The organism is Paenibacillus alvei DSM 29, from assembly GCF_000293805.1.
Lineage (GTDB): Bacteria > Bacillota > Bacilli > Paenibacillales > Paenibacillaceae > Paenibacillus_B > Paenibacillus_B alvei.
The window spans coordinates 359,648-381,207 of record NZ_AMBZ01000004.1 but is presented as its reverse complement, the minus strand read 5'-3'; the positions used below and the strand labels follow the sequence as shown (position 1 = coordinate 381,207).

19 protein-coding genes and 4 pseudogenes are annotated in these 21,560 nt (G+C 41.0%); 6 read left to right on the top strand and 17 right to left on the bottom strand.

Features of this window, described 5'->3' with window-relative positions:
* Positions 1 to 15: 15 nt before the first annotated feature.
* Positions 16 to 318 carry an IS3 family transposase gene (locus PAV_RS36185; RefSeq protein WP_005547796.1) on the top strand — a complete coding sequence of 101 codons (303 nt, stop codon included), beginning with the start codon at positions 16 to 18 and terminating at the stop codon, positions 316 to 318.
* On the opposite strand, the pseudogene PAV_RS33470 reads toward PAV_RS36185, so the two are convergent.
* From PAV_RS33470 to PAV_RS15480, 3 genes and pseudogenes are all read right to left on the bottom strand, one after another.
* Positions 298 to 823 (bottom strand): annotated as a pseudogene (locus PAV_RS33470) (SDR family oxidoreductase); the annotation flags it as partial. The gene PAV_RS36185 and the pseudogene PAV_RS33470 overlap by 21 nt on opposite strands.
* 12 nt (positions 824 to 835) lie before the next feature.
* Positions 836 to 1,566, bottom strand: a pseudogene (sigK, locus tag PAV_RS15485) (RNA polymerase sporulation sigma factor SigK).
* An 821-nt stretch (positions 1,567 to 2,387) separates the two neighbouring features.
* Entirely contained in the window at positions 2,388 to 3,005 is a 618-nt protein-coding gene (locus PAV_RS15480; protein ID WP_005547794.1) for a hypothetical protein, read from the bottom strand.
* A 364-nt stretch (positions 3,006 to 3,369) separates the two neighbouring features.
* Here PAV_RS15480 and PAV_RS15475 point away from each other — a divergent pair, with 364 nt between their 5' ends.
* On the top strand, positions 3,370 to 3,561 hold the full coding sequence (locus tag PAV_RS15475; protein ID WP_005547793.1) for a transposase: 192 nt from the start codon (positions 3,370 to 3,372) through the stop codon (positions 3,559 to 3,561).
* Positions 3,562 to 3,700: 139 nt separating this feature from the next.
* On the opposite strand, the gene PAV_RS15470 is transcribed toward PAV_RS15475, so the two are convergent.
* Positions 3,701 to 4,234 (bottom strand): hypothetical protein, encoded by a 534-nt coding sequence (locus PAV_RS15470; protein WP_005547791.1) that lies wholly within the window; start codon positions 4,232 to 4,234, stop codon positions 3,701 to 3,703.
* Between the two features lie 97 nt (positions 4,235 to 4,331).
* Positions 4,332 to 4,592 (bottom strand): hypothetical protein, encoded by a 261-nt coding sequence (locus PAV_RS15465; protein WP_005547789.1) that lies wholly within the window; start codon positions 4,590 to 4,592, stop codon positions 4,332 to 4,334.
* 220 nt (positions 4,593 to 4,812) lie between these two features.
* On the opposite strand from PAV_RS15465, the gene PAV_RS36180 reads away from it, so the two are divergent.
* On the top strand, positions 4,813 to 5,151 hold the full coding sequence (locus tag PAV_RS36180; RefSeq protein WP_005547788.1) for a hypothetical protein: 339 nt from the start codon (positions 4,813 to 4,815) through the stop codon (positions 5,149 to 5,151).
* A 495-nt stretch (positions 5,152 to 5,646) separates the two neighbouring features.
* Positions 5,647 to 5,766, top strand: a complete 120-nt coding sequence (locus tag PAV_RS36175; protein WP_238555833.1) for an IS3 family transposase — start codon at positions 5,647 to 5,649, stop codon at positions 5,764 to 5,766.
* Positions 5,767 to 6,740: 974 nt separating this feature from the next.
* Here PAV_RS36175 and PAV_RS15455 read toward each other — a convergent pair.
* Entirely contained in the window at positions 6,741 to 7,001 is a 261-nt protein-coding gene (locus tag PAV_RS15455) for a hypothetical protein (RefSeq protein ID WP_238555832.1), read from the bottom strand.
* A gap of 16 nt (positions 7,002 to 7,017) precedes the next feature.
* Here PAV_RS15455 and PAV_RS15450 point away from each other — a divergent pair.
* Positions 7,018 to 7,408: pseudogene (locus PAV_RS15450) on the top strand (IS3 family transposase); the annotation flags it as partial.
* A gap of 71 nt (positions 7,409 to 7,479) precedes the next feature.
* Here PAV_RS15450 and PAV_RS15445 read toward each other — a convergent pair.
* The 6 genes and pseudogenes from PAV_RS15445 to PAV_RS15420 all read right to left on the bottom strand — a co-directional run bounded on the left by PAV_RS15445 (position 7,480) and on the right by PAV_RS15420 (position 12,147).
* On the bottom strand, positions 7,480 to 8,259 hold the full coding sequence (locus PAV_RS15445) for a tetratricopeptide repeat protein (protein ID WP_005547785.1): 780 nt from the start codon (positions 8,257 to 8,259) through the stop codon (positions 7,480 to 7,482).
* A 586-nt stretch (positions 8,260 to 8,845) separates the two neighbouring features.
* Positions 8,846 to 8,944, bottom strand: a pseudogene (locus PAV_RS37635) (RHS repeat-associated core domain-containing protein); the annotation flags it as partial.
* A 148-nt stretch (positions 8,945 to 9,092) separates the two neighbouring features.
* Entirely contained in the window at positions 9,093 to 9,449 is a 357-nt protein-coding gene (locus PAV_RS33465; RefSeq protein ID WP_238555831.1) for a transposase, read from the bottom strand.
* Positions 9,450 to 9,673: 224 nt separating this feature from the next.
* On the bottom strand, positions 9,674 to 10,063 hold the full coding sequence (locus tag PAV_RS15430) for a hypothetical protein (RefSeq protein WP_005547781.1): 390 nt from the start codon (positions 10,061 to 10,063) through the stop codon (positions 9,674 to 9,676).
* A gap of 14 nt (positions 10,064 to 10,077) precedes the next feature.
* Positions 10,078 to 10,461 carry a hypothetical protein gene (locus PAV_RS15425; protein ID WP_005547778.1) on the bottom strand — a complete coding sequence of 128 codons (384 nt, stop codon included), beginning with the start codon at positions 10,459 to 10,461 and terminating at the stop codon, positions 10,078 to 10,080.
* A 21-nt stretch (positions 10,462 to 10,482) separates the two neighbouring features.
* Positions 10,483 to 12,147: an RHS repeat domain-containing protein gene (locus PAV_RS15420; RefSeq protein ID WP_005547776.1), complete on the bottom strand. Its 1,665-nt coding sequence runs from the start codon at positions 12,145 to 12,147 to the stop codon at positions 10,483 to 10,485.
* A gap of 5 nt (positions 12,148 to 12,152) precedes the next feature.
* Between PAV_RS15420 and PAV_RS37630 the strand changes: the two genes are divergently transcribed.
* Positions 12,153 to 12,332: an IS3 family transposase gene (locus PAV_RS37630; protein ID WP_040735994.1), complete on the top strand. Its 180-nt coding sequence runs from the start codon at positions 12,153 to 12,155 to the stop codon at positions 12,330 to 12,332.
* 660 nt (positions 12,333 to 12,992) lie between these two features.
* Here the strand turns inward: PAV_RS37630 and PAV_RS15410 are convergent.
* From PAV_RS15410 to PAV_RS15395, 5 genes are all read right to left on the bottom strand, one after another.
* A complete protein-coding gene (locus PAV_RS15410; protein WP_005547774.1) occupies positions 12,993 to 13,685 on the bottom strand; it encodes a hypothetical protein in 693 nt (230 codons plus the stop codon).
* Positions 13,686 to 13,698: 13 nt separating this feature from the next.
* Entirely contained in the window at positions 13,699 to 14,253 is a 555-nt protein-coding gene (locus PAV_RS34210; protein ID WP_040735992.1) for a hypothetical protein, read from the bottom strand.
* Between the two features lie 166 nt (positions 14,254 to 14,419).
* Positions 14,420 to 14,551, bottom strand: a complete 132-nt coding sequence (locus PAV_RS37625; protein ID WP_081505752.1) for a helix-turn-helix domain-containing protein — start codon at positions 14,549 to 14,551, stop codon at positions 14,420 to 14,422.
* Positions 14,552 to 15,059: 508 nt separating this feature from the next.
* On the bottom strand, positions 15,060 to 15,608 hold the full coding sequence (locus tag PAV_RS15400; RefSeq protein ID WP_005547770.1) for a hypothetical protein: 549 nt from the start codon (positions 15,606 to 15,608) through the stop codon (positions 15,060 to 15,062).
* A gap of 26 nt (positions 15,609 to 15,634) precedes the next feature.
* Positions 15,635 to 21,517 carry an RHS repeat-associated core domain-containing protein gene (locus tag PAV_RS15395; protein ID WP_005547768.1) on the bottom strand — a complete coding sequence of 1,961 codons (5,883 nt, stop codon included), beginning with the start codon at positions 21,515 to 21,517 and terminating at the stop codon, positions 15,635 to 15,637.
* Between the last annotated feature and the right edge of the window lie 43 nt (positions 21,518 to 21,560).

The following is a 21,560-nucleotide window of genomic DNA, read 5'->3' as shown; positions in this document are numbered from 1 at the left end:
CAAGCAGATGCTCCGATGCAAAAACTCGTGACTGATATTACGTATTTGCCTTACGGCGGAACAACACTATACTTATCAAGTATTTTAGACTTGTATAACGGAGAGATCGTGGTTTACAGTATAGCAGACAAGCAAGACACTTCTTTTGTTCTTGACACGCTGAATCAGCTTCCGCTACGTTCAGATATGATGCTTCACAGCGATCAAGGAAGTGTATATACGTCTCAGGTTTATCAAGAAGCAATAAAAGCAAAAGGCATTACCATGAGCATGTCCCGTAAGGGAACGCCCGCTGACCGACTTACCAGCGTTAAATAGTTCCGTGTTCACCGGACCCTGAGAGATCGCGTTGATCGTAATTTTCTTCGATCCGAGCTCCTTGGCCAGATGACGAGTAAATTGCTCGACGTCACCTTTCGTACCCGCATAAACGCTGTACGTTGGAAGCATCATCCCGACAACCAAAGTGGAGAAGTTAATAAAATAATGCGGCCATTCTCCCTCATGACTCGCGCTGCTTGTTGAATTGCGAAGAATGTCTTCCTTTCACGTTTATTGCGAAATGTTTGTCGAAGTCCTCTTCTGTGAATGCGGTAAGCGGCTTCGTCGACAGGTCACCAGCGTTGTTCACGAGAAAGTCCAATCACCCAAAGGCTTTCAGCGTTTCGTCGAACAGTCGTGCAACTTCCGAGACGTTCCCGATGTCGGCTTGAACGGCAATCGCTTCGCCGCCTCTTTGCCGAATGCCGTTCACGACTTCTTCTGCTTTCCCTGCATTACTTGCGAAATTCACAACGACCTTCGCACCCTCCAAGGCCAATTCCTATCTTTCTTCTCACCGCTTCGCCTTATAAAACTCATGATACAACTTCATCAGCGCCCGCTTCTCGATCCGCGACACATAGCTCCGCGAGATGCCCAGCTCCTTCGCAATCTCCCGCTGCGTGCGCTCTTCGCCACCAGCTTCGAGACCGAAGCGGCCGACGGCGACCTCTTTTTCCCGTTCATCCAAGATTTCAAGGTTCTGATAGATCTTCGACTACTCGATCTTCAGCTGTACCTTCTCCACAACGTCGTCCGCCTCAGAACCGAGGATGTCTATTAGGGTAATTTCGTTGCCCTCTTTATCCGTCCCGATTGGATCATGCAGCGATACATCCTTACGGGTTTTCTTCAAGGATCGCAAGTGCATAAGGATCTCATTTTCAATACATCGAGCGGCGAAAGTAGCCAGCTTCGTTCCTTTGTTCGGCTGGAAGCTCTCGATAGCTTTAATCAATCCAATTGTCCCAAGGATATTAAGTCCTCAAGATCTTCCCCCGTATTGTCAAATTTTTTCACAATATGAGCTACCAGCCTTAAATTATGTTCAACCAGCATATTTCTTGAATGGGCATTCCCTTCGGCCATTAAGCGCAAATGCTTCATTTCTTCTTCTTCCGCTAATGGTTGGGGAAAAGCATTATTTTTTACATAGGATACCAACAATGAAATCTGCTTAATGAACATGGCGATCGACGACAAAACCCAAGCATTACTCCACCTCCTAAGACGTAAACACCTCATGATTATCCGAATGAGAACGTTACATTCTATGTGGGCGGCTGCCTATGCGTGCCTGTACGGGGGAAAAGAAAATGGCGAATTCAATCATTTCCCTTGATATAATCGTTCGTTTTATTCAACTTATTTATAAACCAATTCTCTACCGGATTGAACCACACCTTTGAAACATTAAGCATCTGTTTTATTATCCAACATGTGATTATGTATCGATGTCGCGGTAATCCCATTATTCGACATCGTTATTTGTTAATCGGTATGTCCTCACCTTTTTGTCAAAAACGAAAATGTCCCAAGTTCTTGTCAAACCAAAATGACAAGAACTTGGGACATAAAATAAAACCGACTAATGTTTGACAAGTTACTCTATAATGATTTACTGAATTTTAGAGCTACTATTTTTTGAATTTACGTTTATACTTGGTAAGGCTGTCCTCTATTCAAGATAGCATAATGTGATGCGGTAGCGACTCCTGTACAAAGTAAGCGCAGTTTCATTTATGGTTTGTCGTTAACAGTTGCTTATCCCACAAATGCCAGTAAAGATATTTTTGAGTACCAGATATCCCATAACACAAATTAACACAACTATCATTAAGATAACACCAATTAAAACTATTGATTTTCTTTTTCCTATTTCTCTTTGTCTTTTTTCGTCAGATGACCGTTTTTCATTAATATTCATTATATCACCAATTTTTTATTAACCTCGTATTGACGACCTTATTGTTACAGCTACTCTCCTTTATAAATCCTATGTTAATCGAAGAAAAGGACAAATGTGTAACCAGTTTATATTTAATAAATTTCACCAAACTAGACCTTTAAAAAATTTTATCTAAAAGTCTAAAACTTGGGCACCAATGGAACGCATCGATATTCGGAATTGCTTGTGAGAAATACTCAATACGGTCGAACCACGGAACCTCCATATTTATCCCCTGTATCTCTCTAAAACAATACCATCCATGTCGCAAATCCTCTCCACCATCTGATTTAAAATCACCATAATAGCAATATGCACAGCTTTCACATGCAAGATTCATTTCTCTCACTAATTTACCAAAAGCAATAGAGAAATCATGAAACGATGTTGTTGTAATTACTCTGTCTTTGAAATTGGACTTAAGTACAAACTCTAACTGAAGATCATTTTCATAGGGTACATCCGTTAATTTAACCACCTCTTCAATTTTTAAAATATTCTTGGATTTTCCTTCAGTGACGGCAATATAATTTTCAAACCTTATTTCTGTACTGTGCTGGAAATTTCCCAACAAACTTTCTAATGCATTTGTATAACTGTCCCCGCCACCCTCAATCATGCTGTTATTATAGTCCAAGATAATTCTGCAATTCGAATCAATAAATTGAACAAATAACTTACATTGATATATTCGTTCTTCTTGTTTAATCTCAACGAAATTAATATACTCCTTCATTTTATCACTCCTATTTCACCCTTATTGAGATACTTTGTAATACGCAGGTTAGATATAATATGGTTATCAATTTTCGCGTAAAATACATCTGACATATTGATAGCTTCTGTGGCAGTAAATGTATATTCCTTTTTATTTGTTGCTAGGATAAGCCATCTTTATCTTTTACTGGACATGGTGTTAAATTTGTTTTATTGCCTGATCCATCCCTAAAGATAAATGTATAATTAATCTCTGGAGGTGATGTAGTTTCCTTCGCATTCAAAATATTCCCTATACTAGCTGTCATTAATACAACTGCATTATTTATAATGCTCCTATAGGTTGAGACACGGGAGGGGAAAAAATAAGTTATAATGAAACCATGGAAAAACAAAACCAATATACCGCAGAGTTTAAAACAAAGGTCGTGCTGGAGGTGCTCCCTGAGGAGCAGACCGTGAATGAGATTGCTGCTAAATATGAGCCTAGCTCCTTGATGATTAGCCGCTGGAAGTCGGAGTTTCTAGAGCGTGCTACCACGGTTTTTGAGAAGAAGACGAGTGAAGAAGAGTGAAGTCGACAAAGTGAGAAAGAAGTACGAGAGGCAAGCAGGAGTGAAGGTCTCAATGGATGGTAAAGGCCGGGCAACGGATAACAGCCTATAACCGTTTTATCGAAATAGTTATAGGCTGTGTGCTTAACTTAAATAATATTTACTTTGCGGATTCAATAAATGTATTCTTGATTGGTGGACTTGACTCCCAGCTTATTAGTTTAATATGATATTTTTCAAACAATTCATCCGATCGAATTACCCTAGTGCTTCCAATATCCTTCTCTATGATTATTGCATTAGGGAACAAGGGATTATATTGTCTATATTCCTTTAAATCCCCCATATAATAATTTGCACTTCCTTCTGAGTAAACTATTTCGCTGTTGTTATTAATTTTCAACAAAGTAATATTTTTATTTCCACTTACATACCGCTGCTTCCATTTTCTATGCTTACCTTGCCCTTCATCCATTCCAACCCCATCATACTCACAAATGACCGTATCTTGAATAACCTTTCTTTCCCCATTTATTTCATAGACTAACTTGAAAGGAAATTCACCATAGGTGATTTCTGGACGAGGAGGATCTGGTTGAAGTTGCAGTCCAACATATATTAGAATCCACGGTAGAGCTACAATACAGATCACTAAAGCAACTGATATGATTAGAATAACTTGTGTTTTTTTCATTTATTTCTTTCCTTTAATGCATTTATTACTGAACCCATAGAATGATTCTCAATTGAATTTTCTATATTTTTCCTAATATTCCAAATGCCTCACTTACCTATTGGATACTGGTTACGTAAATAATACACTCTCCACCTGGAGTATCAACTTCACCAAAAAGTTCATTTAATATTTCTCCATTAACAACATATGCATTAGTTTTTGCAGTATACACCTGAAAATAAAGACCCACTTTAGTATTCATAGAAGTGCTTAACTTGTCTGGATTAAATAATATAGCATTTTTGTTTGTGACAATTGCATTGGCCGCTGCTTCTGCACCTCCTTTTGAGTGAACTGTAACCCGTAAGATGGACACTTGAAAAAAGTGACCTCTTACGGGTTTTGTGTTTTAATCATACTATCGAGAATACACGGGGAATGAACATCATGAGAAAAACTAGAACAGGATTTACTGAAACGGAGATCAGGCTGTTGGAGTCCAATCCGAACGGAAGCCGCGTACCGGGGAGGAATATCTCGTATGTTCCAGCCTTTAAGCTAGCAGCAGTGCAAGTTAACCACCAGGAGAGTAACCAATGGAGATTTTCTTGAAAGCAGGCTTTAGTATCGGACTCATCGTTCAGAGAACACCTACTAAGAGCCTCTATCTTTGGAGGGAGACCTACGCTAAGTACGGTGAGGCTGGCTTACTAGAAGAGCGCAGATGCATAGGAAGTACGGGCAGACGATCAAAAACGGAATCATCAGCAGAAGAGAAACTGAAACAAGCAGAAGCTCGGATTAAACTCCTCAAAGCGGAGAACGAGCTTTTAAAAAAGCTAGAAGCGCTCGAAAGGAGAAACAGTAAGGAGTTGACCCCTTCCGAGCGCTTTCAACTCATTAATCAAACAATTCGAAAGCATGATTTACAATGAGTAACACGTTATCTATGTCAGATTGCCGAAGTAAGTACAAGCAGCTATTACCGTTGGTGCAGCGCTGAAGAGGCTCGCCAACTACCGTCAAGCAATCCCTATCGCAAGATGGCTAAAGCGACTCAGGGACATCATACATGTCCCAATCTTCGAGCGTCAGTTTGATCAAGGAGAACCAGAGAAAGTCTTCCTTACAGACATCATATACATACGCTATGGCAGTGGTCAGTGTGCGTATCTTTCTTGTATGAAGGATGGTGCTACGAAGCAGATTTTGGCGCACTATCTCTCTTCTACATTGGAGTTATCCTTGGTTGAACATGACAATAACTCGCTTACTCAAACGACTGGACGGCAATATTCATCCCGACACCATCTTCCATTCCGACCAAGGTATGCACTATACGCACGCACCCTAAAACCCACCTCCTTATCGCCAAAGCTGGATTTAAACAGTCGATATCTCGTAAGGGAAACTGCTGGGATAATGCGTCCATGGAGACGTTCTTTGGCTATATGAAGGATGAGCTTAACTACAAGGACTGTAAATGTCTTAAAGAGCTGCGTCCACGAGTCAATGAGTACATGACCTACTACAATTCTGAACGCTACTAATAGATGACTCCTGATGAATTCAGAAGCCACCTTCTAACTGCTTAAGACTATGTTAACTGTCTTATAATACTGTCCATAAATGGGGTTACAGTTCAGAGGTTAGTCTCGTTTGTGGTTTGGATAAACTACATTAACTTTTTTGTATTTGTAATTTATTTTTACATTTTTATATGCTGACTTATTTTTGAAAACATCACTCGACCAGTACTCAACTGTAAGCTCACAACTCTTACTCCACTCGATGTTAAAATCACCGTATGAGATATAAACATTCCCTTCTTCATTACCTAATTCTGTTCCTTTTTTAGAATTGATAATTGATAACTTTCTTTTGTTGTCGCTCCACAATCTCTCTTGAAAAGGTAAGCTACATACGTGTGATCTGGGGATTCAATCATTTTGACTACTTCATTTGTACATAGGTTACTGGAACAACCAGAGAATAATATTATCAGTAACACTCCAATGACAAGTCTTTTCAAAGAAACACCACCAATATCCCAAAGGTTTATTTCTTGTGCCACTTATTATAAATGCTTATTCCTTGTACTATTCTTGCTTGGTCTCTTGGGTCATCTCCATATGAACTGAAATAACGAATATCCGATGTACCTGCCTTTACTTGCGCATATCCAGCACCAGATTTCAAAACCGCTCTAGTAATGGAATAACACCCCAAATTATACATATAATGCATCAATTGGTTTAACATTGTCAATAACTTCGCCAGCATAAATGAAATGAGAATGTTGCCAATCCGGTAGACTTTTTAAATCCAACTCTGCATGTCCCTTTACAATATCGTAAAAAAGATCCAGGTTTTTGACCCAAGGTAGCTGCTTTCCTCAGTATACATATATTCATAATTCAACATAACACCATTTAGTTTTTTGTTACATCGATGACCGTATAGTAATCCAAACTTTTTGTTTTTATACTGTCTACTTGACAGGGAGCACTTTATCATCCCAAGGTCAAAAGTTTTTGTTTATATCGAAATATTTGCTTTTAATCTGTTCCTTTAAACTCCAATTTTGTAGTTTATTTCTACTATTGCTAAACCATTTCGCACCCTCGCTAATCCATAAATCCCTGTATTTTTCAATAGTCATTGGTTCATCCATAGCATCATCATGAAAACCTGATTGAAAGCCACAACAAGGACAAATACATTGTGTTGCGTATCCCAGTTCATTTTCATGAGCCATTTTTTTAATTAATGGTAACTGTCGCACTTCATATTACAATCCGTCGTATACAATTGAATCCCGCCCCGTCTACTCTCTTGTTTCCAATATGCTGGTCGGAGGCATTTGAACGATTGGATGACGAAGATACTTTGCTTGTTCACTCCGATCGGGGCTGGCATTACCAAATGCATCATTTTCAGAAGACATTGAAGGAACTTAGAATAACGCAAAGTATTTCACGCAAAGGAAACTGTTACGACAATGCAGTCATGGAAAACCTCTTTGGCAAAATAAAGTCTGAGTTCATCTACACACAGGAGTTTGAACGTATTGAACAGTTCAAACAAGAGCTGGATGAATACATGAGATACTATAATCACAGACGGATCAAGGAGAAACTAAAAGGCATGAGCCCCGTACAATACCGGACTCATGCCGTAGAAGTCGCTTAACTATATCGTCTAACTTTTTGGGCTCACTTCAGTTTTTCACTCACATGTGGTTTGAATTGTTTATTCTCTACTTAATCTCCTTTATTGATAATTAACAATTTAACATTTGAAACTAACTTATTCGCGTAAGAATGCGCAGGATCGATATTCAACACTTTCTGTCCCCAATTAATAGAGTTTTCGAAGTCATTTAGTTTATAATAGCAATGAGCGATATCATACAGAACATCTATATCATCAGTCATATCATCGTATGCCTTGAGATAATTATCTAACGCTTCCTTGTAATTACCCATTAAATAATATGTTATTCCCTGATTATAAATTGCATACATGCACTCAGTGTCTAATAAGTAGGCCTGTTTAAATTCATATAGAGCTTTATCAAACACATGTAATTTAAGATGACACAATCCTAAATTTAAGTGAGCTTCAGCTTGCTCACTATCAATAGACAAGGATTTTTCATAACATTTTATGGCTTGTATGTAATTTCTTTCCTGAAAATAATACACTCCAAGATAAAAGTATGCATCCTCACTATCAGGTTCAACTTTAACAGCAGTTTCAAAAGACTTTAATGCTTCCTCAGTATTCCCTAGTTTTAAATTCACCCTCCCAAGATTAATAAACGGTCTTTCCCAAAGTGGATTCTTCGTATTTAAGTCCTGTAATATACTTTTGGCCTTAACTAATTCACCTAAATTCAAATAACAGCACGCGATATAATTTAAACAATCACCAGAATAACTTACAGTAAGTGCTTCCTTAAAAAGAATAAGAGCAGACTGATAATTACCTTCTTCATAGTTAATTTCAGCTTTCTCAAATAATTCATCAAAATCTTTCATAGATTGCATCACCTTCTAAATTTCAAATTTTGTTGAAGTGGAGTGGATTACCCTCTTTTTCACGGAATTGGAATAAGATTTCTTGGCGGAAATAGTCTAGTACCTTCCGAGATAATCCAGTAAATTGCAACCCCTGTACTAACTCCCTTTGCTACTTTTTCGGCAGTATCTGTTGATTGAAAATAGTTCTGTGGTTTCGGTGGCCCGTATACTGTTGCATAATTTCCTTTTTTAACTCGCCCCAACTTTTGTTACTATCGTTTCTTCCACCTTCTTTTGATCTTCGTTCTCTCTCCTTAGATCCTCGTTTACCAAATGCCTGATCAATCTGCTTCTATTCTCTCTTTTTAGCTTCAGATCCTCTACCTCTTTCAGTTATATTTCTATCATACAAGTCATCCCATTGATCATCGTACTTGTCTCCAAAATCAGATTTTAATACACTCAACAATTTAGCGTTTTGTGTAGCTGTACCCGTATACTGCGAAAGCCTATCCACAATTCCATATTGAAGAGCTAATTCGGCTCTTGTATCAAAGGAAGAGCCCCTCCCTATACCTTCTAAATAATCAACTACAGATCCTTTCACATGACCACTTGGGTCAATCCACTTCAACGGATTATTCTGTACATACGTATAAAGATTTAAACTTAGCGGATCATCAATCTGCCCCATATACGTATCCTAGTTTATAAAACGGAACTTAGAATAAAGAAGGTGGCAACTGGCTCTCTCAACCAATTACCACCAATTATATCATCCTACTTGCTCTCTCGGAATCGTCGATATCTCATAAGCTGATCTCTCCTTCATCATTGCATAGATGATATTATCAACTTCCTCGTAATGGCTTGCTGCTTCGTTTTCCCCTCGGATATCCGCTGTAAATAGTAAGCATGAAAATAGGGATTCCTCGGCACTCTTTTAGTGCGAGTAACGGCGATCTGACGGATAGCAAGGCTTTTGATGATGTCATGCAACTCTTGGTTAACTTGCTTACTTTTGACTTATTTCCTGAACCAACCACTATTGGAGCAATACCAGAAAATCGAGCCAACTTATCTCCTGTTGGAAAACGATGAATATCAATCTCTGCCACTAGTTCCGCTATGGTCATAAGATCTATCCCTGTCATGGATTCAAGCTGAAAGCCAAGTTGTCCCATCAACTGCTCGATTTCGATTTTCAACCCTAGCAATCTCTTTCTTGAGAAAGCAATCCTTCTTCCGTCGTCACTTGGGTCAGACGGTTATGGCTGTAGTATGCGTAGCTTGTTCTCTAAATGTTCGGTACCTGATCGCTTTGCAGGGAGCTGCGGTTATCCCGCTGATATAACTCTACACAACTGATAACCCTCATCAAAAAGAACAAGACTGTCGAATTTACTTGGTTTCAAAATACTAAATGCGGTCTTTATTCTTCCTCGTTAAACGCTTGAAGTATTTCTTCATTTGATTTTTCAATTTCTGCGATTACATTATTGATGTATTCAATATCGAGCGAAGATTCTCCACCTCCAGTTATATATAATAATTTTAACCAGAAGGCATTTTCTTCCGAGTAACTTTTGATTGCTTCATAAATATTTTCTTCCGTCAAACTTTTAACGATTATTTTTGGATGAGATGCAGGAATGTACTCTAGATCATTAATTTTCATATATTCTAAAATATTCATTGGCGTAGTTACTACCACACTATAACTAATTCCATCTTCCAACTTAACAAAAACATCAATATTATCATTAAAAATGTCTTTAACTTCACTTAACGGAACTGGATAATTTATACCTTTTATTTCCATATCAGTCTCCTTTACTATTTATAAAGATCTGTCAGTATATCAATTACTGTCTGTTCATTATGCTTATTTGCTTTAGCTAGAATCACCATTTCATCCTTTTCCATTCTAAAGAAAACTCTTGCTCCTTTTTCCCCTCGTAAGTAACTAATATCTTTAAATAAATTTTTCGTTCCGGTTCGTAGACCTGGATTTTTATTACCAGCTAAAAATTTTGCAATTAGATCATTTGCCTCTTTCTGTACTTTAGGATCTTTGCCCATCTTTTCAGCAGCCTTAACAAGATTTGGAGTTCTATTAATAATACTCCTTACCCCTTTTATACGTCCTCCAGCTGTACTAAGCATCATACTTGGTAAATTTTCAATTACCGAATCCAATTCTGCATCTAATTCAAACATCTTTTGCAGTTTTCCTTCAGCTCATTGAGCATTACCTAAGGTATTTTTCCCCTTTTCATAGTATGTACCTGTCGCTAGACTAAATAAATATTTAAACCTATTATTATTATCAGCTATATTCTGCGGTAATCCTGATACCTCACTCCCCAAAATAGATCTAATTTTCCAGTATGCTTCTGAATTTACTCCTTCGGACCTAGCTATTTGAAGATACGTATTCAATTGGATATTATCTACCATATGACCAGTAGAATCTATATATATGAGTGGATTATTATGCACATACGTATACAGATTCAACGTTAGCGGGTTTCCCAATTCCCCTTCATACGTATCCTCTGTAGTAAACCTCCCTATGTTCGGGTTGTACCAGCGAGCGTTGTAGTCCATCAACCCCGTCTTCGGATCGAGAATCTGGCCAGTATAACCAATCATGTTGTACTCAGGCGTAATCGGGGTCATCAGGCTTCCGAAAGCATCGTAGCGATATTGCTCCAGTGTCTCGCCCGTGCGATCCGTGATATGGTTCACCGATCCCAGTTGATCGTTCAAGTAGTACGTCATATCGCCGCGCAGCATGCCGCGTACCTGCGGTCGGCTCCGCTTGTTCAACGGCACGTCAATGTTGTCCCGGCCTGTATATTGAAACGCTCTTCTGGATATGATCTGGCCATTCGCTTCATAATACTGTGCGATAGGCTCCAGATTCTCCCTGTATTCCTTCATCACGTTCAATCCATCGTTCAGGTAGTACATGCGCTGCTTGGTCAGAGCTTCTTCTTTCCCCGCCTGCTGGCGTGGGTCGATTAAGGATTCGGTACGGGCAATCTTATCCAAGAAAGCGTCATATTCGTATTCGACTTTGGACCGGTCGTCATATTGCACACTTTTCAGCTTGTTGTAGCCTGTATAGCTGTACGTGACATGACCTTCCTTGCCTCCACTTTGCTTGATCAAGTTGCCGTTAGCATCGTACTTGAATTGTTCTTTACCCGCTTGGATCATGCGACCTGCAGGGTCGTACTTATAGGTTGTCGTCTTGCCGTCTTCTCTCATCGTCAGGTGGTTGCCGTCTTTGTCGTAGGTGTACTCGACCGTTTGAGACGGAGTCACCATGGCGTTGCGATACGAGTAGGGCGACCAGTTGCGGTACGCTTTCTTGAACGGCAGATCGTAGATTTTCAAAATATCCACGTTCTTCGCTTGCGGATATTCAACTTTCGACACACGATCCAGCGGATCGTAGGCGTAGGTCGTTCGAGCTCCGTCTTCTTCAACTTGAGATTTTTTGTTGCCGACCTTGTCATATTCGTATTTGAAAGAATTATGTGTAAAGCCCCCGCGATTCTCAAGGCCCGTCATCCAATGGTTGGCATTGTAGGTATACGTAGTGTTGATGCCATTCGGACGCTCGATGCTCGTTAGTGCACCTAGCTTGTCATACGCAAACTTCGTAGTAAAATCATCCGGGTCCGTCATCGACGTGAGTCGGTTCAATACATCGTACGTATACGTTATGGTTCGTTTTTCTGGATCGGTTACTGCTGTCCGATTGCCGGCGGCATCGTAGGCGAATTGAACTGCTTTGTTCCACGTTTCGTTATGGATACTTACTAGTTGCCCCCGACCGTCAAAGCTGGAATTCGTGGCAGCCTTATTCCTATAGCCTAGGTTATCCAGGTGCATAGACAATGGGCCAATGGAATCATTCTGGAGAGATGAAATTCGAAATGTATCACCTCAAGAAATTCAATACGTTCGAAGAACTCGAAACAGCAATTATGGAATACATTGAGTACTACAATAATCATCGATACCAAAAAAGACTAAACTGTATGACGCCATTGGAGTTACAGGCAATACCTTCTTAGTTCAGCACATAAAAAATGGCACCAACCAAAGTGTAGGGTCGGTGCCAAAGCTATTTTGTTTTTTATACTGTCTACTTGACAGGAGCACTTCACCCGTAAGAGGTCACTTTTTTCAAGTGTCCATCTTACGGGTTACAGTTCACACAGCATAACGGGTGGTTTTTTGTTTCGTGCGCTTCACGCACTCAACGGGCTAAAGCCCATAAACTAAAAGGCATGAGTCCGGTACAGTACCGAACTCATGCCCAACCAGTCGCCTAATGATATAACCTGTTTAACTTTATGGGCTCACTTCAGCGAGGGTTAGTCGCATTGTGGCTAATTAAAGTCTCTTCGCTACTCGAAGTGGGATAAAAGAACTGCGATTTTATATGGAGAGGCGGGCATGATAAGCTGGTTAGCATCGCGAAGTCCTTATGCTTCGCGGCATTCACGAGTAATCGTGCCTGCAGAGGCTCATGTCAAATCGTTCTATTAGCCTAGCAAACGTGCCTTTAACCACGCAATATAGCGAAGAGCCTAATTAAGCAAGTTCTGGAAAGCAACTATACTTTCATGAAATTCGGAGACAACAAGAGGAATGATTCGTATCCAAAGAACTCATAGCAAATAAAGAAGACATCCCAGGAACAACGAACTTTTTAACGTTCCCTTAGATTATTATGCCCATTGTAGTTGTGATATTAAATCCAACCAATGAATTACATTTACAATAGATGTCTCAGTTTTTGAGTGTACATCTACTTCTCTTTTAAAAATAAAATAGTCCGGCTCACCATCGCAATGATTTACTATCCTGAAATCATACCAATCTCTCTCATAATAATTATTTAATACAGAGAATTTTTGGGATTTAATACTATAAAACACAATTTCTGTAACATAAGGAAGTCTATCTTCAGATATAAAGACGATATAATCATCATTTGCTGTTAAAAACCGATGAAAATTATATGGTTGTATCTTGAAACAGTAATCTACCTTTAAAGTAGGTAGGTGAACCCTCCACATTTCCCCCTTACCATAATCTACCTCACTGAGTATTCCATCTTGATCCGCATCAATAATCTTTACAAAATAAAGATAGTTTCCCGTAACATACACATCATTTATGTCAAAATTACCAAACTGAATGATTTCTTTGCTTACTTCATTCTTAATATCATACATCCAAATAGAAGATATTTGTATTCTATCCTCAACTTTCGGGATAAAATTACCATTAAAATCATATTCCTTCATTTTCATCTTTGAATAAAATATATTATCTTTCAAGCTAGTTAGAATGTTAATGCTTTCGTTACTGAATATTCCCGATATAGGGTTATTTAACTGCAAACTAGAGATATTCAATTTATTCCTCCCCTTATGGTGCAAGTAAATTAGCTGGGATCGTTGGCCATAGTACAGGTACTAAGGAAGGTAGCAACCTAATTCCACGATAGATGATATACCTTCCTGTAACTACAGCTACTCCAGTTTCAAAATCTTTACTATCTATAAAGTTATTAGATGGGGCAGGAGGATTTTGAGCCGCTTCCTTCCATTTATATCTCAATTTCTTCTCCATTTCTTTCTGTACCCATTTAGGTGGCGAGCCTGGACTGTTTCTCTTTCTATCGTGAATATTCCCCTCAATATCACGTGACCATTCTTCTCCTTTAGGCCCAAAAATATGACCATGTCTTTTTGTCCCAGTACTATCATTTTGTGCATCAACTCTTCCCTTGTACCCTGCCCCTGAATCAACATTTTTACCGAAATAGTACCCTGCACTGCTCGCAGCATCAATTTCTCTTTGAGTAGGATCCACTATTGATCCGAAATAATCAAATCTAATATTCTGAGCCGAAAAGTGAATTATACCCCGAAGAGTTTTTATTTTTATTATTTTCCATAAATTATTTTTATTATTATCCAACGATAGTAGTTGACTCTGTAAATCATTCCATCCATCAGTTAAAGTTTCGATTTTTTCATTGTTTCTCTAGGAAGAACCTTATCGCTCTCCACTATTTTCCCACTCGGATCCACATAAATCAACGGATTATTATGCACATATAAATATCGATTCTGACTCTGTGGTGTCAAACTGTCTTTATGAATCTTTTCTCCTCAAGCGAAGTAATAGCAGATTTTACGGTAGACTCACTAATGCCTAAGTTACAAGCAATTGTTTCTAAGGAGGAGAATGCTTCCTCGTTTTTTCCTAAATACATAGAATGTCAAGCAATACTTTCCGCTCATTTATACTTAGTCCATAACACTTTCTAATCATATGAGGAAGCGGAATGTAGTACATATTCTGTTGAAAGGGACATAAGAAATTATGCCACTCTTCGTTTAACGATAATTCTATCAATCTCTCTTGAATACTCTTCGACTTCAATTTATTTCGGAAAAACCGTGAGAAAGCGAAGATATGCTATTTACATCAAAACACGGTGGTATCTGAAGATTTCGGAGTTATGACAATGAAGGAGGTTTGCCATAAAGGGTGGATATTATTCAACACTTATATGTACGCACAACCGTATAAGAAAAATATCATACGGGGTTGATGAGGGTTAGTTCTTTCGGGACATGCCGCCCGATTCATAACCACACGACGTATAGGTTTGAAAAATACTCTTGATTCCTTACATTTAGCATAAAGATAATCTTAAAATTAATAGACCGTCCTTAAAAAAGGAACGGTCTACTCACCTCAGGCAATCTTATTCAATTTTAACGTCGTAAATATAGCCCATGCTCCTTTGCAAGGTTACCCGTGAAAATTAATGTTTCTTCTGTCAAAGAGGAAACGGGGAGAGATAAATCATAATTTCCTATTACAAACATATCTTCCAAGTAGAAAATTGACAACACTATTTCTCTAATTGTTGCCTTTACTAGCACATCTAATTCTTCAATAAACTCGATTTTCAATAGTTGATTTTCATTTTTACTTAACTGCCTTATAAACTTCTGTTCATCCTTTGCTATACCCTTTTTTGATAAATATTTATTTGAAGTGTTGATAGTTGTAAATGGCCTAACGTAGATTGAGCTACCATTCTTTTGGTAGATGTCTCTAAATAATGCCAAATATCTGTGTTCATGTAATTTATACAATTCAAGAAAATCAATATTCTTTGATTCGGCTTCTGTTAGTGTTTTAGGGAAGATATCCAATACTCCATTATAAAATATGGTTTGACCTACCAATTCCTCCACATTTACTGTTGTATACAAGTTATTTATTTGCTGCTTTTCTAGTTCACTACATACTCTCATACCTGTAATCACCTTTAATTTGTTTATTATCTTCTTAAAACTTTTCCATCAACAGTAAGCGTCCATCTTTCTCCTTCACGATTAAACAATTTCCAATAAGATCCTCCATGAGAACCCCCACCACTATTGAGTCCAGTATCTCTACTAAGCTTCCATCCCTTATATTTTCCATTTTCGAAAAGTTCAATTTTAACCCTTTTGCCATCAAATATCTTCTTAGATAAACCTTTATAGAGATCTTTACCGAACAACTGTAAATCCAATTTAAGTAAATACTCTGTAGTCTGTTCAACACTTTTCTTACCCATTGTCTTTGCAGCTAATTTAACTGCACCTTTGTAGGCAAGTGCAAAAGTACCATCAAAAACATAGAATAGTGGGTCATCTAGTAATGGTACTTCTTTAGCATTACCAAACAACAGCTCATTGTACATATCTTTCGTAAGAGATTTATAGACTATTCCATCTTTAAAGAAGTTTGTTCTGTCTACCCTAGATTCGTAATTCAGTCTAAGATAATTTGCTGCGTCATGGGCAGATTGCATTATAAGCAGATTCTTTTCTTTTTGCCCAACAGAAAAGACAGATTGATACCTAAGTAGCGCTTCTTTATCTCCAACAGAAAATTCAAAATGACCTGTTGGATCGAGATATTTTAAAGGGTTATTTTTTACATACGTGTACAAATTCAAACTTAAAGGGCTTCCTAGATCCCCTTCATACGTATCCTCTGTAGTAAACCGTCCTATGTTCGGGTTGTACCAACGGGCGTTATAGTCCATCAACCCTGTCTTCGGATCGAGAATCTGGCCAGTATAGCCGATCGTGTTGTACTCAGGCGTAATCGGAGTCATCAGGCTTCCGAAAGCATCGTAGCGATATTGCTCCAGTGTCTCGCCCGTGCGATCCGTGATATGGGTCACCGAGCCCAGTTGATCGTTCAAGTAGTACGTCATATCGCCGCGCAGCATGCCGCGCACCTGCGGTCGGCTCCGCTTGTTCAACGGCACGTCAATGTTGTCCCGGCCTGTATATTGGAACGCTCTTCTGGATATGATCTGACCATTCGCTTCATAATACTGTGCGATAGTCTCCAGATTCTCCCCGTATTCCTTCATCACGTTCAGTCCATCGTTCAGGTAGTACATGCGCTGCTTGGTCAGAGCTTCTTCTCGCCCCGCCTGCTGGCGTGGGTCGATTAAGGATTCGGTACGGGCAATCTTATCCAAGAAAGCGTCATATTCGTATTCGACTTTGGATCGGTCGTCATACTGCACGCTTTTCAGCTTATCGTAGCCTGTATAGCTGTACGTGACATGACCTTGCTTGCCTCCGATTTGCTCGATCAGGTTGCCGTTAGCATCGTACTTGAATTGTTCTTTGCCCGCTTGGATCATGCGTCCTGCAGGGTCGTACTTATAGGTTGTCGTCTTGCCGTCTTCTCTCATCGTCAGGCGGTTGCCGTCTTTGTCGTAGGTGTACTCGACCGTTTGGGACGGAGTCACCATCGCGTTGCGATACGAGTAGGGCGACCAGTTGCGATACGCTTTCTTGAACGGCAGATCGTAGATTTTCAAAATTTCCGCGTTCTTCGCTTGTGGATATTCAACTTTCGACACTCGGTCCAGCGGATCGTAGGCGTAGGTCGTTCGAGCTCCGTCTTCTTCGACTTGAGATTTTTTGTTGCCGACCTTGTCATATTGGTACGTGAACGAATTGTGTGTAAAGTTCCCGCGATTCTCAAGGCCCGTCATCCAATGGTTGGCATTGTAGGTATACGTGGTGTTGATGCCGTTCGGACGCTCGATGCTGGTTAGCGCACCTAACTTGTCGTACGCAAACTTCGTAGTAAAATCATCCGGGTCCGTCATCGACGTGAGTCGGTTCAGTACATCGTACGTATACGTTATGGTTCGTTTTTCTGGATCGGTTACGGCTGTCCGATTACCGACAGCATCATAGGCGAATTGAACTGCTTTGTTCCACGTTTCATTATGGATGCTTGTGACGCGGCCTAATGCGTCGTAGGAAAGCGACTTCTTATCATGCAAAGTGTCGGCCCCCACGAGTTGCCCTCGACCGTCATAGCGGTAACTCAGTATTTCGCCGTCCGGCAGCCTTATTCCTGTAACCGCACCTCGTTTATCGAACGAATAGGTTGTGGTGCGACCAAGCCCATCTCTCTTCTCTGCTAGCTCTGCTGTCGTTGGGCTATAGCGGTACTGCTCCGTTTCGCCGTTCGGATTCGTTTCTTGCGTAAGACGGCCCAGCAGATCGTACGTCCATTGCGTTTTTGCACCGGAGCCTGTTGTTTTTTTAGAAAGATTTCCTAATGTATCATAGCTATAGGTCGTTTCCTCGCCCAGCGCATTGGTTACTTTCTTGAGTTGCCCCAAGGCGTCGTAGCTGTATGAAGTCTCGTGACTCTTCGCATCTATTTTCTTGAGCAGCCGTCCGACTGCATCGTATTCTTGCTTCGTCGTATTACCCAACGGATCGGTAATCGAAGTGATCCGTCCGAGTGCGTCGTAGCTATATCTTGTCTCTGCGCCCATGGCGTCTTTGGATGCAACAGCGCGGCCAAGCTCATCCAGCTGAATTGTCGTCACGCTGCCCATCGGATCGATGATTTCCGTCAAAAGCCCGCGAGCATCATATCCCATTCTCCAGATCGCTCCGCTAGGCTTAACCGTCTGTTTCAAACGCCCGACTTTATCATACTCAAACTTGGTTTCTTGCCCAAGCGCATCGGTAACCGTAGTCAGTCGGTTGAGTTTGTCGTATGTATACGCCGTCGTTGCCCCAAGTGGGTCGGTTTCTTGTGTCAGGCGTCCGAGCGCATCATGCGCATAGACGGTCACCGCGCCTTCAGGGTCTGTTACCTGCGTGGGCAGGTTGCGCTCATCATACTGAATTTGGGTGATGCCACCGTTCGGATTTTTCTGCCATTCCAAGTTGCCATTCGCATCGAATCGATACTCCGTTACGTAAGCGCGCTTCACGCCATGTTCGTCCGTATAATGCTCCGTCATCGTCTCGGTCCGGGTTTTATCGTTATAGCTATACGTTGTCACGGCCCCATTTGGCGCAATTCTCCGCTTTACCCGGCCGAGCTGGTCATATTCATACGTCGATTGATTACCTAGATGATCGGTTACCGTATGCACTTTATTGAAGGCGTACGTCATGGTTGTCTTGGAACCGGATGCATCCGTGTACGAAATCAGGTTGCTGTCCTTGTCGTAGCCAAATTGCTCGCGATTCCCAAGTGCATCGATCCGCGTTTTGACGCGATCCCGTTGGTCGTATTCTACTTTGGTGATTTGGCCTAACGGATCGATCTGTTCTTTCACACGGTGGAGACCATCGCGAAGCAAGCGCTGCTTAAACCCTGCCGGATCCGTCACATATTCCGCGAAGCCCGCAGGATCATTTCGCAGCTCGACCTTCTCCCCTTGCTCATTCACAATACCGTTCGGCATGCCGTCCGTATCCCGAGTAATGACCGACTGCTGTCCGAGCGCATCTGTCATGCCGATCATATTCCCATGTTGGTCGTAGGAAATTGTTGTGACGTTGCCAAGCGTATCTGTAATCGTCTCTGGCATGTTGAATCTGTTGTAGGTGGTGACAGTCGTATGTTGTAAAGGATCGATTGTCTTCGTCAAATTTCCTTTTTCGTCATACTCGTATTGCCAGTTGTTTCCTTTCCTGTCTACATGAATGGTCATGTTGTCGTTTCTGTCGTAGGCAAATCGTTCAACCGTACCATCCGGATAATGAATAGCGGTCTGACGATACCGATCATCGTATTCGAACGTTTTCTCTTGACCAAGCGGATCGGTCGTGATGGTCTTCCGTTCATTCAAGAGATATCGAACTGTTCCAGTATTTCCGTTAAAATCTTTTTGTCGGATAACCCGCCCATTATCGTCGTATGTATTAACGAGTGTGGAATTCCCCTCTGGGTTCGTCATCTCGGTCATCCGGTGCTTATCATCATATTTGAAGCGAATCACAGCGCCGTCAGGCAACTCGATCGAGATTAGGTCATGCGTGTCTTCATCGTACCCATACTTGACTTGACGCCCCGTTTGGTCGGTTACGGTTGCGATTTTTCCTCCCGGACCGTAATTGAACGTCATCGAAGCTCCAACTGTCTCTACTTTCTGCAATACGGTATTTTGGTAAGTCAGTTGGGTCTGGTTGCCGTTATGGTCTGTGATCGAATAGAGCCGTCCGTCTTGACGGAAAATATATTTCCAATTCCGAGGCGTCTCCATGAGATACGTGCCATCGGCCTGCTTGATGAGCGTATTGTAAGTCCCATCAGGCGTACGGTAATGGCCGTCGCTTGTCGGCTTATAGGTGTATTTGGCCCCCTCTGGCGTAACAACATTCACGATCGTCTGATCTTCACGTTCTACACGCCATTCCCAGGAATGGTGCCACCCGTATCCGATAGATCCGTTATAGTCGTCCCGGCTATGGTACGTTACCGCGAAATCGAGCGGCATGACTGCTTGCAACGACATGTTCGTATGCCTGAAATCGAAGTTGCCCGTTGCCAAGTTGATTGGATCCCACCAGGACGGGTTAGGAAAATTACCGCGTTTCGCAATAGCTTCAGGTGTTAAATCACCTAAAAATTGCTCTAAAATATTCCCTGACAATTGCAAGTCGTGTTGTTGATTAACCGGATGATCCTGAAGAATAAGGTTCCAGCCTTTCTCCATTCTCTGTGGGCAAACCACATTTTCCTTACAGATCCCTAGAGGAATAAGATTGTCATTCGCCATCTCTACAATTTTCTTATCCATCATGGCGATGCTTGTTGCTTTATAATAATACCCTGCCAGTGCACCCCAGCTAACGTCCCAGGCCGGTGCCACAAAACGCTCGACACGTAAATCCGAATAACCTCGCACATCAAAAATGCCGGAACTGTCCGTCAAGGCAGATTGATTCGAAGCAGGGTTGTTCGTATTATAGAACGGATTGCTTGGCAATCTTTCGGTAGTAGCCGTAATGTCTGCTAGTTCATATTCTTTCAGCTCAATCGGAAGCTGCCACTCCCGCACGTATTTAGCTGGCTTGTTATCATCTCTTTCCGGAAAGTCCGTGAAGTATGTGCTGTAATCAAAATCCTTCGACCATGTCAAGTGCGAGCCGTCGTTCTTCCCATTGTCATCGAACGGCACATTGACTTCGTAGGTTACTGTATCACCGCGTACCTGATCATACTTGTTGCCATTTTTCTCTCGTTTCGTGTACTGAATCGACAAACGCACCTTTGTCCCGCGCTCAGCAACCCCTCGAATGATGTGGGACGTCGAGTCCAAGTTAGGCAAAACTTGCAGGTGAGCAGGTTTTGGAGGAACAGGGTTATCGATCGTCACATTAGCAAAAGAAAAATATTTCTCTGCTCCGCTCGGAACAACGCATATCGTATAAGATTCGTTCGTGGCTGAAAGCGGCTTATTGTTCACATATCCGTTCCAGCTCTCCTTATAACTTTTCTGTCCGGTATCTGGAACCGTTCGAATTTGCTCCAACGTTGTACGGGAATATGGAGTAGGCGGTTCTGCTCCCTTAGGAGGGGGAGGCAGCTTAATTGGCTTCACCTTACATATTTCCAATGTTGTGCTGTGAGATCGATCCTGATAGTTCCATGCTATTTCCGTTTTCCCGCTATAGACCAAGTTAAACTTCGATGGGTTAATCGATGCGTTAATCGTCGCGGCATGAGCCTGACCCATTTGGTCTCCAGGGTATAGCGGGATTCCAGAAATGACTACAATAATTGCAATTATACCGCTTAAGAGCGGCTTTACAGCTTTCTTCGCCCATTTATGAAAATACGAATCTCGAACATTCTTTCGGCCGAATGCCGCTTTGATAGCATTCACGTAATAAGTGCCTCCTTGCAGCATGAGTAAAATAGGAAGGAAA

What these genes read in the sequence shown, in the direction of transcription:
- PAV_RS15430 (WP_005547781.1), bottom strand. Translation starts at nt 10,063, where the DNA reads ATGGAAATAAAAGGTATAAATTATCCAGTTCCGTTAAGTGAAGTTAAA.
- PAV_RS15470 (WP_005547791.1), bottom strand. Translation starts at nt 4,234, where the DNA reads ATGAAAAAAACACAAGTTATTCTAATCATATCAGTTGCTTTAGTGATC.
- PAV_RS15480 (WP_005547794.1), bottom strand. Translation starts at nt 3,005, where the DNA reads ATGAAGGAGTATATTAATTTCGTTGAGATTAAACAAGAAGAACGAATA.
- PAV_RS36175 (WP_238555833.1), top strand. Translation starts at nt 5,647, where the DNA reads ATGGAGACGTTCTTTGGCTATATGAAGGATGAGCTTAACTACAAGGAC.
- PAV_RS37630 (WP_040735994.1), top strand. Translation starts at nt 12,153, where the DNA reads ATGGGCCAATGGAATCATTCTGGAGAGATGAAATTCGAAATGTATCAC.
- PAV_RS36180 (WP_005547788.1), top strand. Translation starts at nt 4,813, where the DNA reads ATGGAGATTTTCTTGAAAGCAGGCTTTAGTATCGGACTCATCGTTCAG.
- PAV_RS15475 (WP_005547793.1), top strand. Translation starts at nt 3,370, where the DNA reads ATGGAAAAACAAAACCAATATACCGCAGAGTTTAAAACAAAGGTCGTG.
- PAV_RS15425 (WP_005547778.1), bottom strand. Translation starts at nt 10,461, where the DNA reads ATGTTTGAATTAGATGCAGAATTGGATTCGGTAATTGAAAATTTACCA.
- PAV_RS15445 (WP_005547785.1), bottom strand. Translation starts at nt 8,259, where the DNA reads ATGAAAGATTTTGATGAATTATTTGAGAAAGCTGAAATTAACTATGAA.
- PAV_RS37625 (WP_081505752.1), bottom strand. Translation starts at nt 14,551, where the DNA reads ATGTATTTAGGAAAAAACGAGGAAGCATTCTCCTCCTTAGAAACAATT.
- PAV_RS15400 (WP_005547770.1), bottom strand. Translation starts at nt 15,608, where the DNA reads ATGAGAGTATGTAGTGAACTAGAAAAGCAGCAAATAAATAACTTGTAT.
- PAV_RS36185 (WP_005547796.1), top strand. Translation starts at nt 16, where the DNA reads ATGCAAAAACTCGTGACTGATATTACGTATTTGCCTTACGGCGGAACA.
- PAV_RS15420 (WP_005547776.1), bottom strand. Translation starts at nt 12,147, where the DNA reads ATGCACCTGGATAACCTAGGCTATAGGAATAAGGCTGCCACGAATTCC.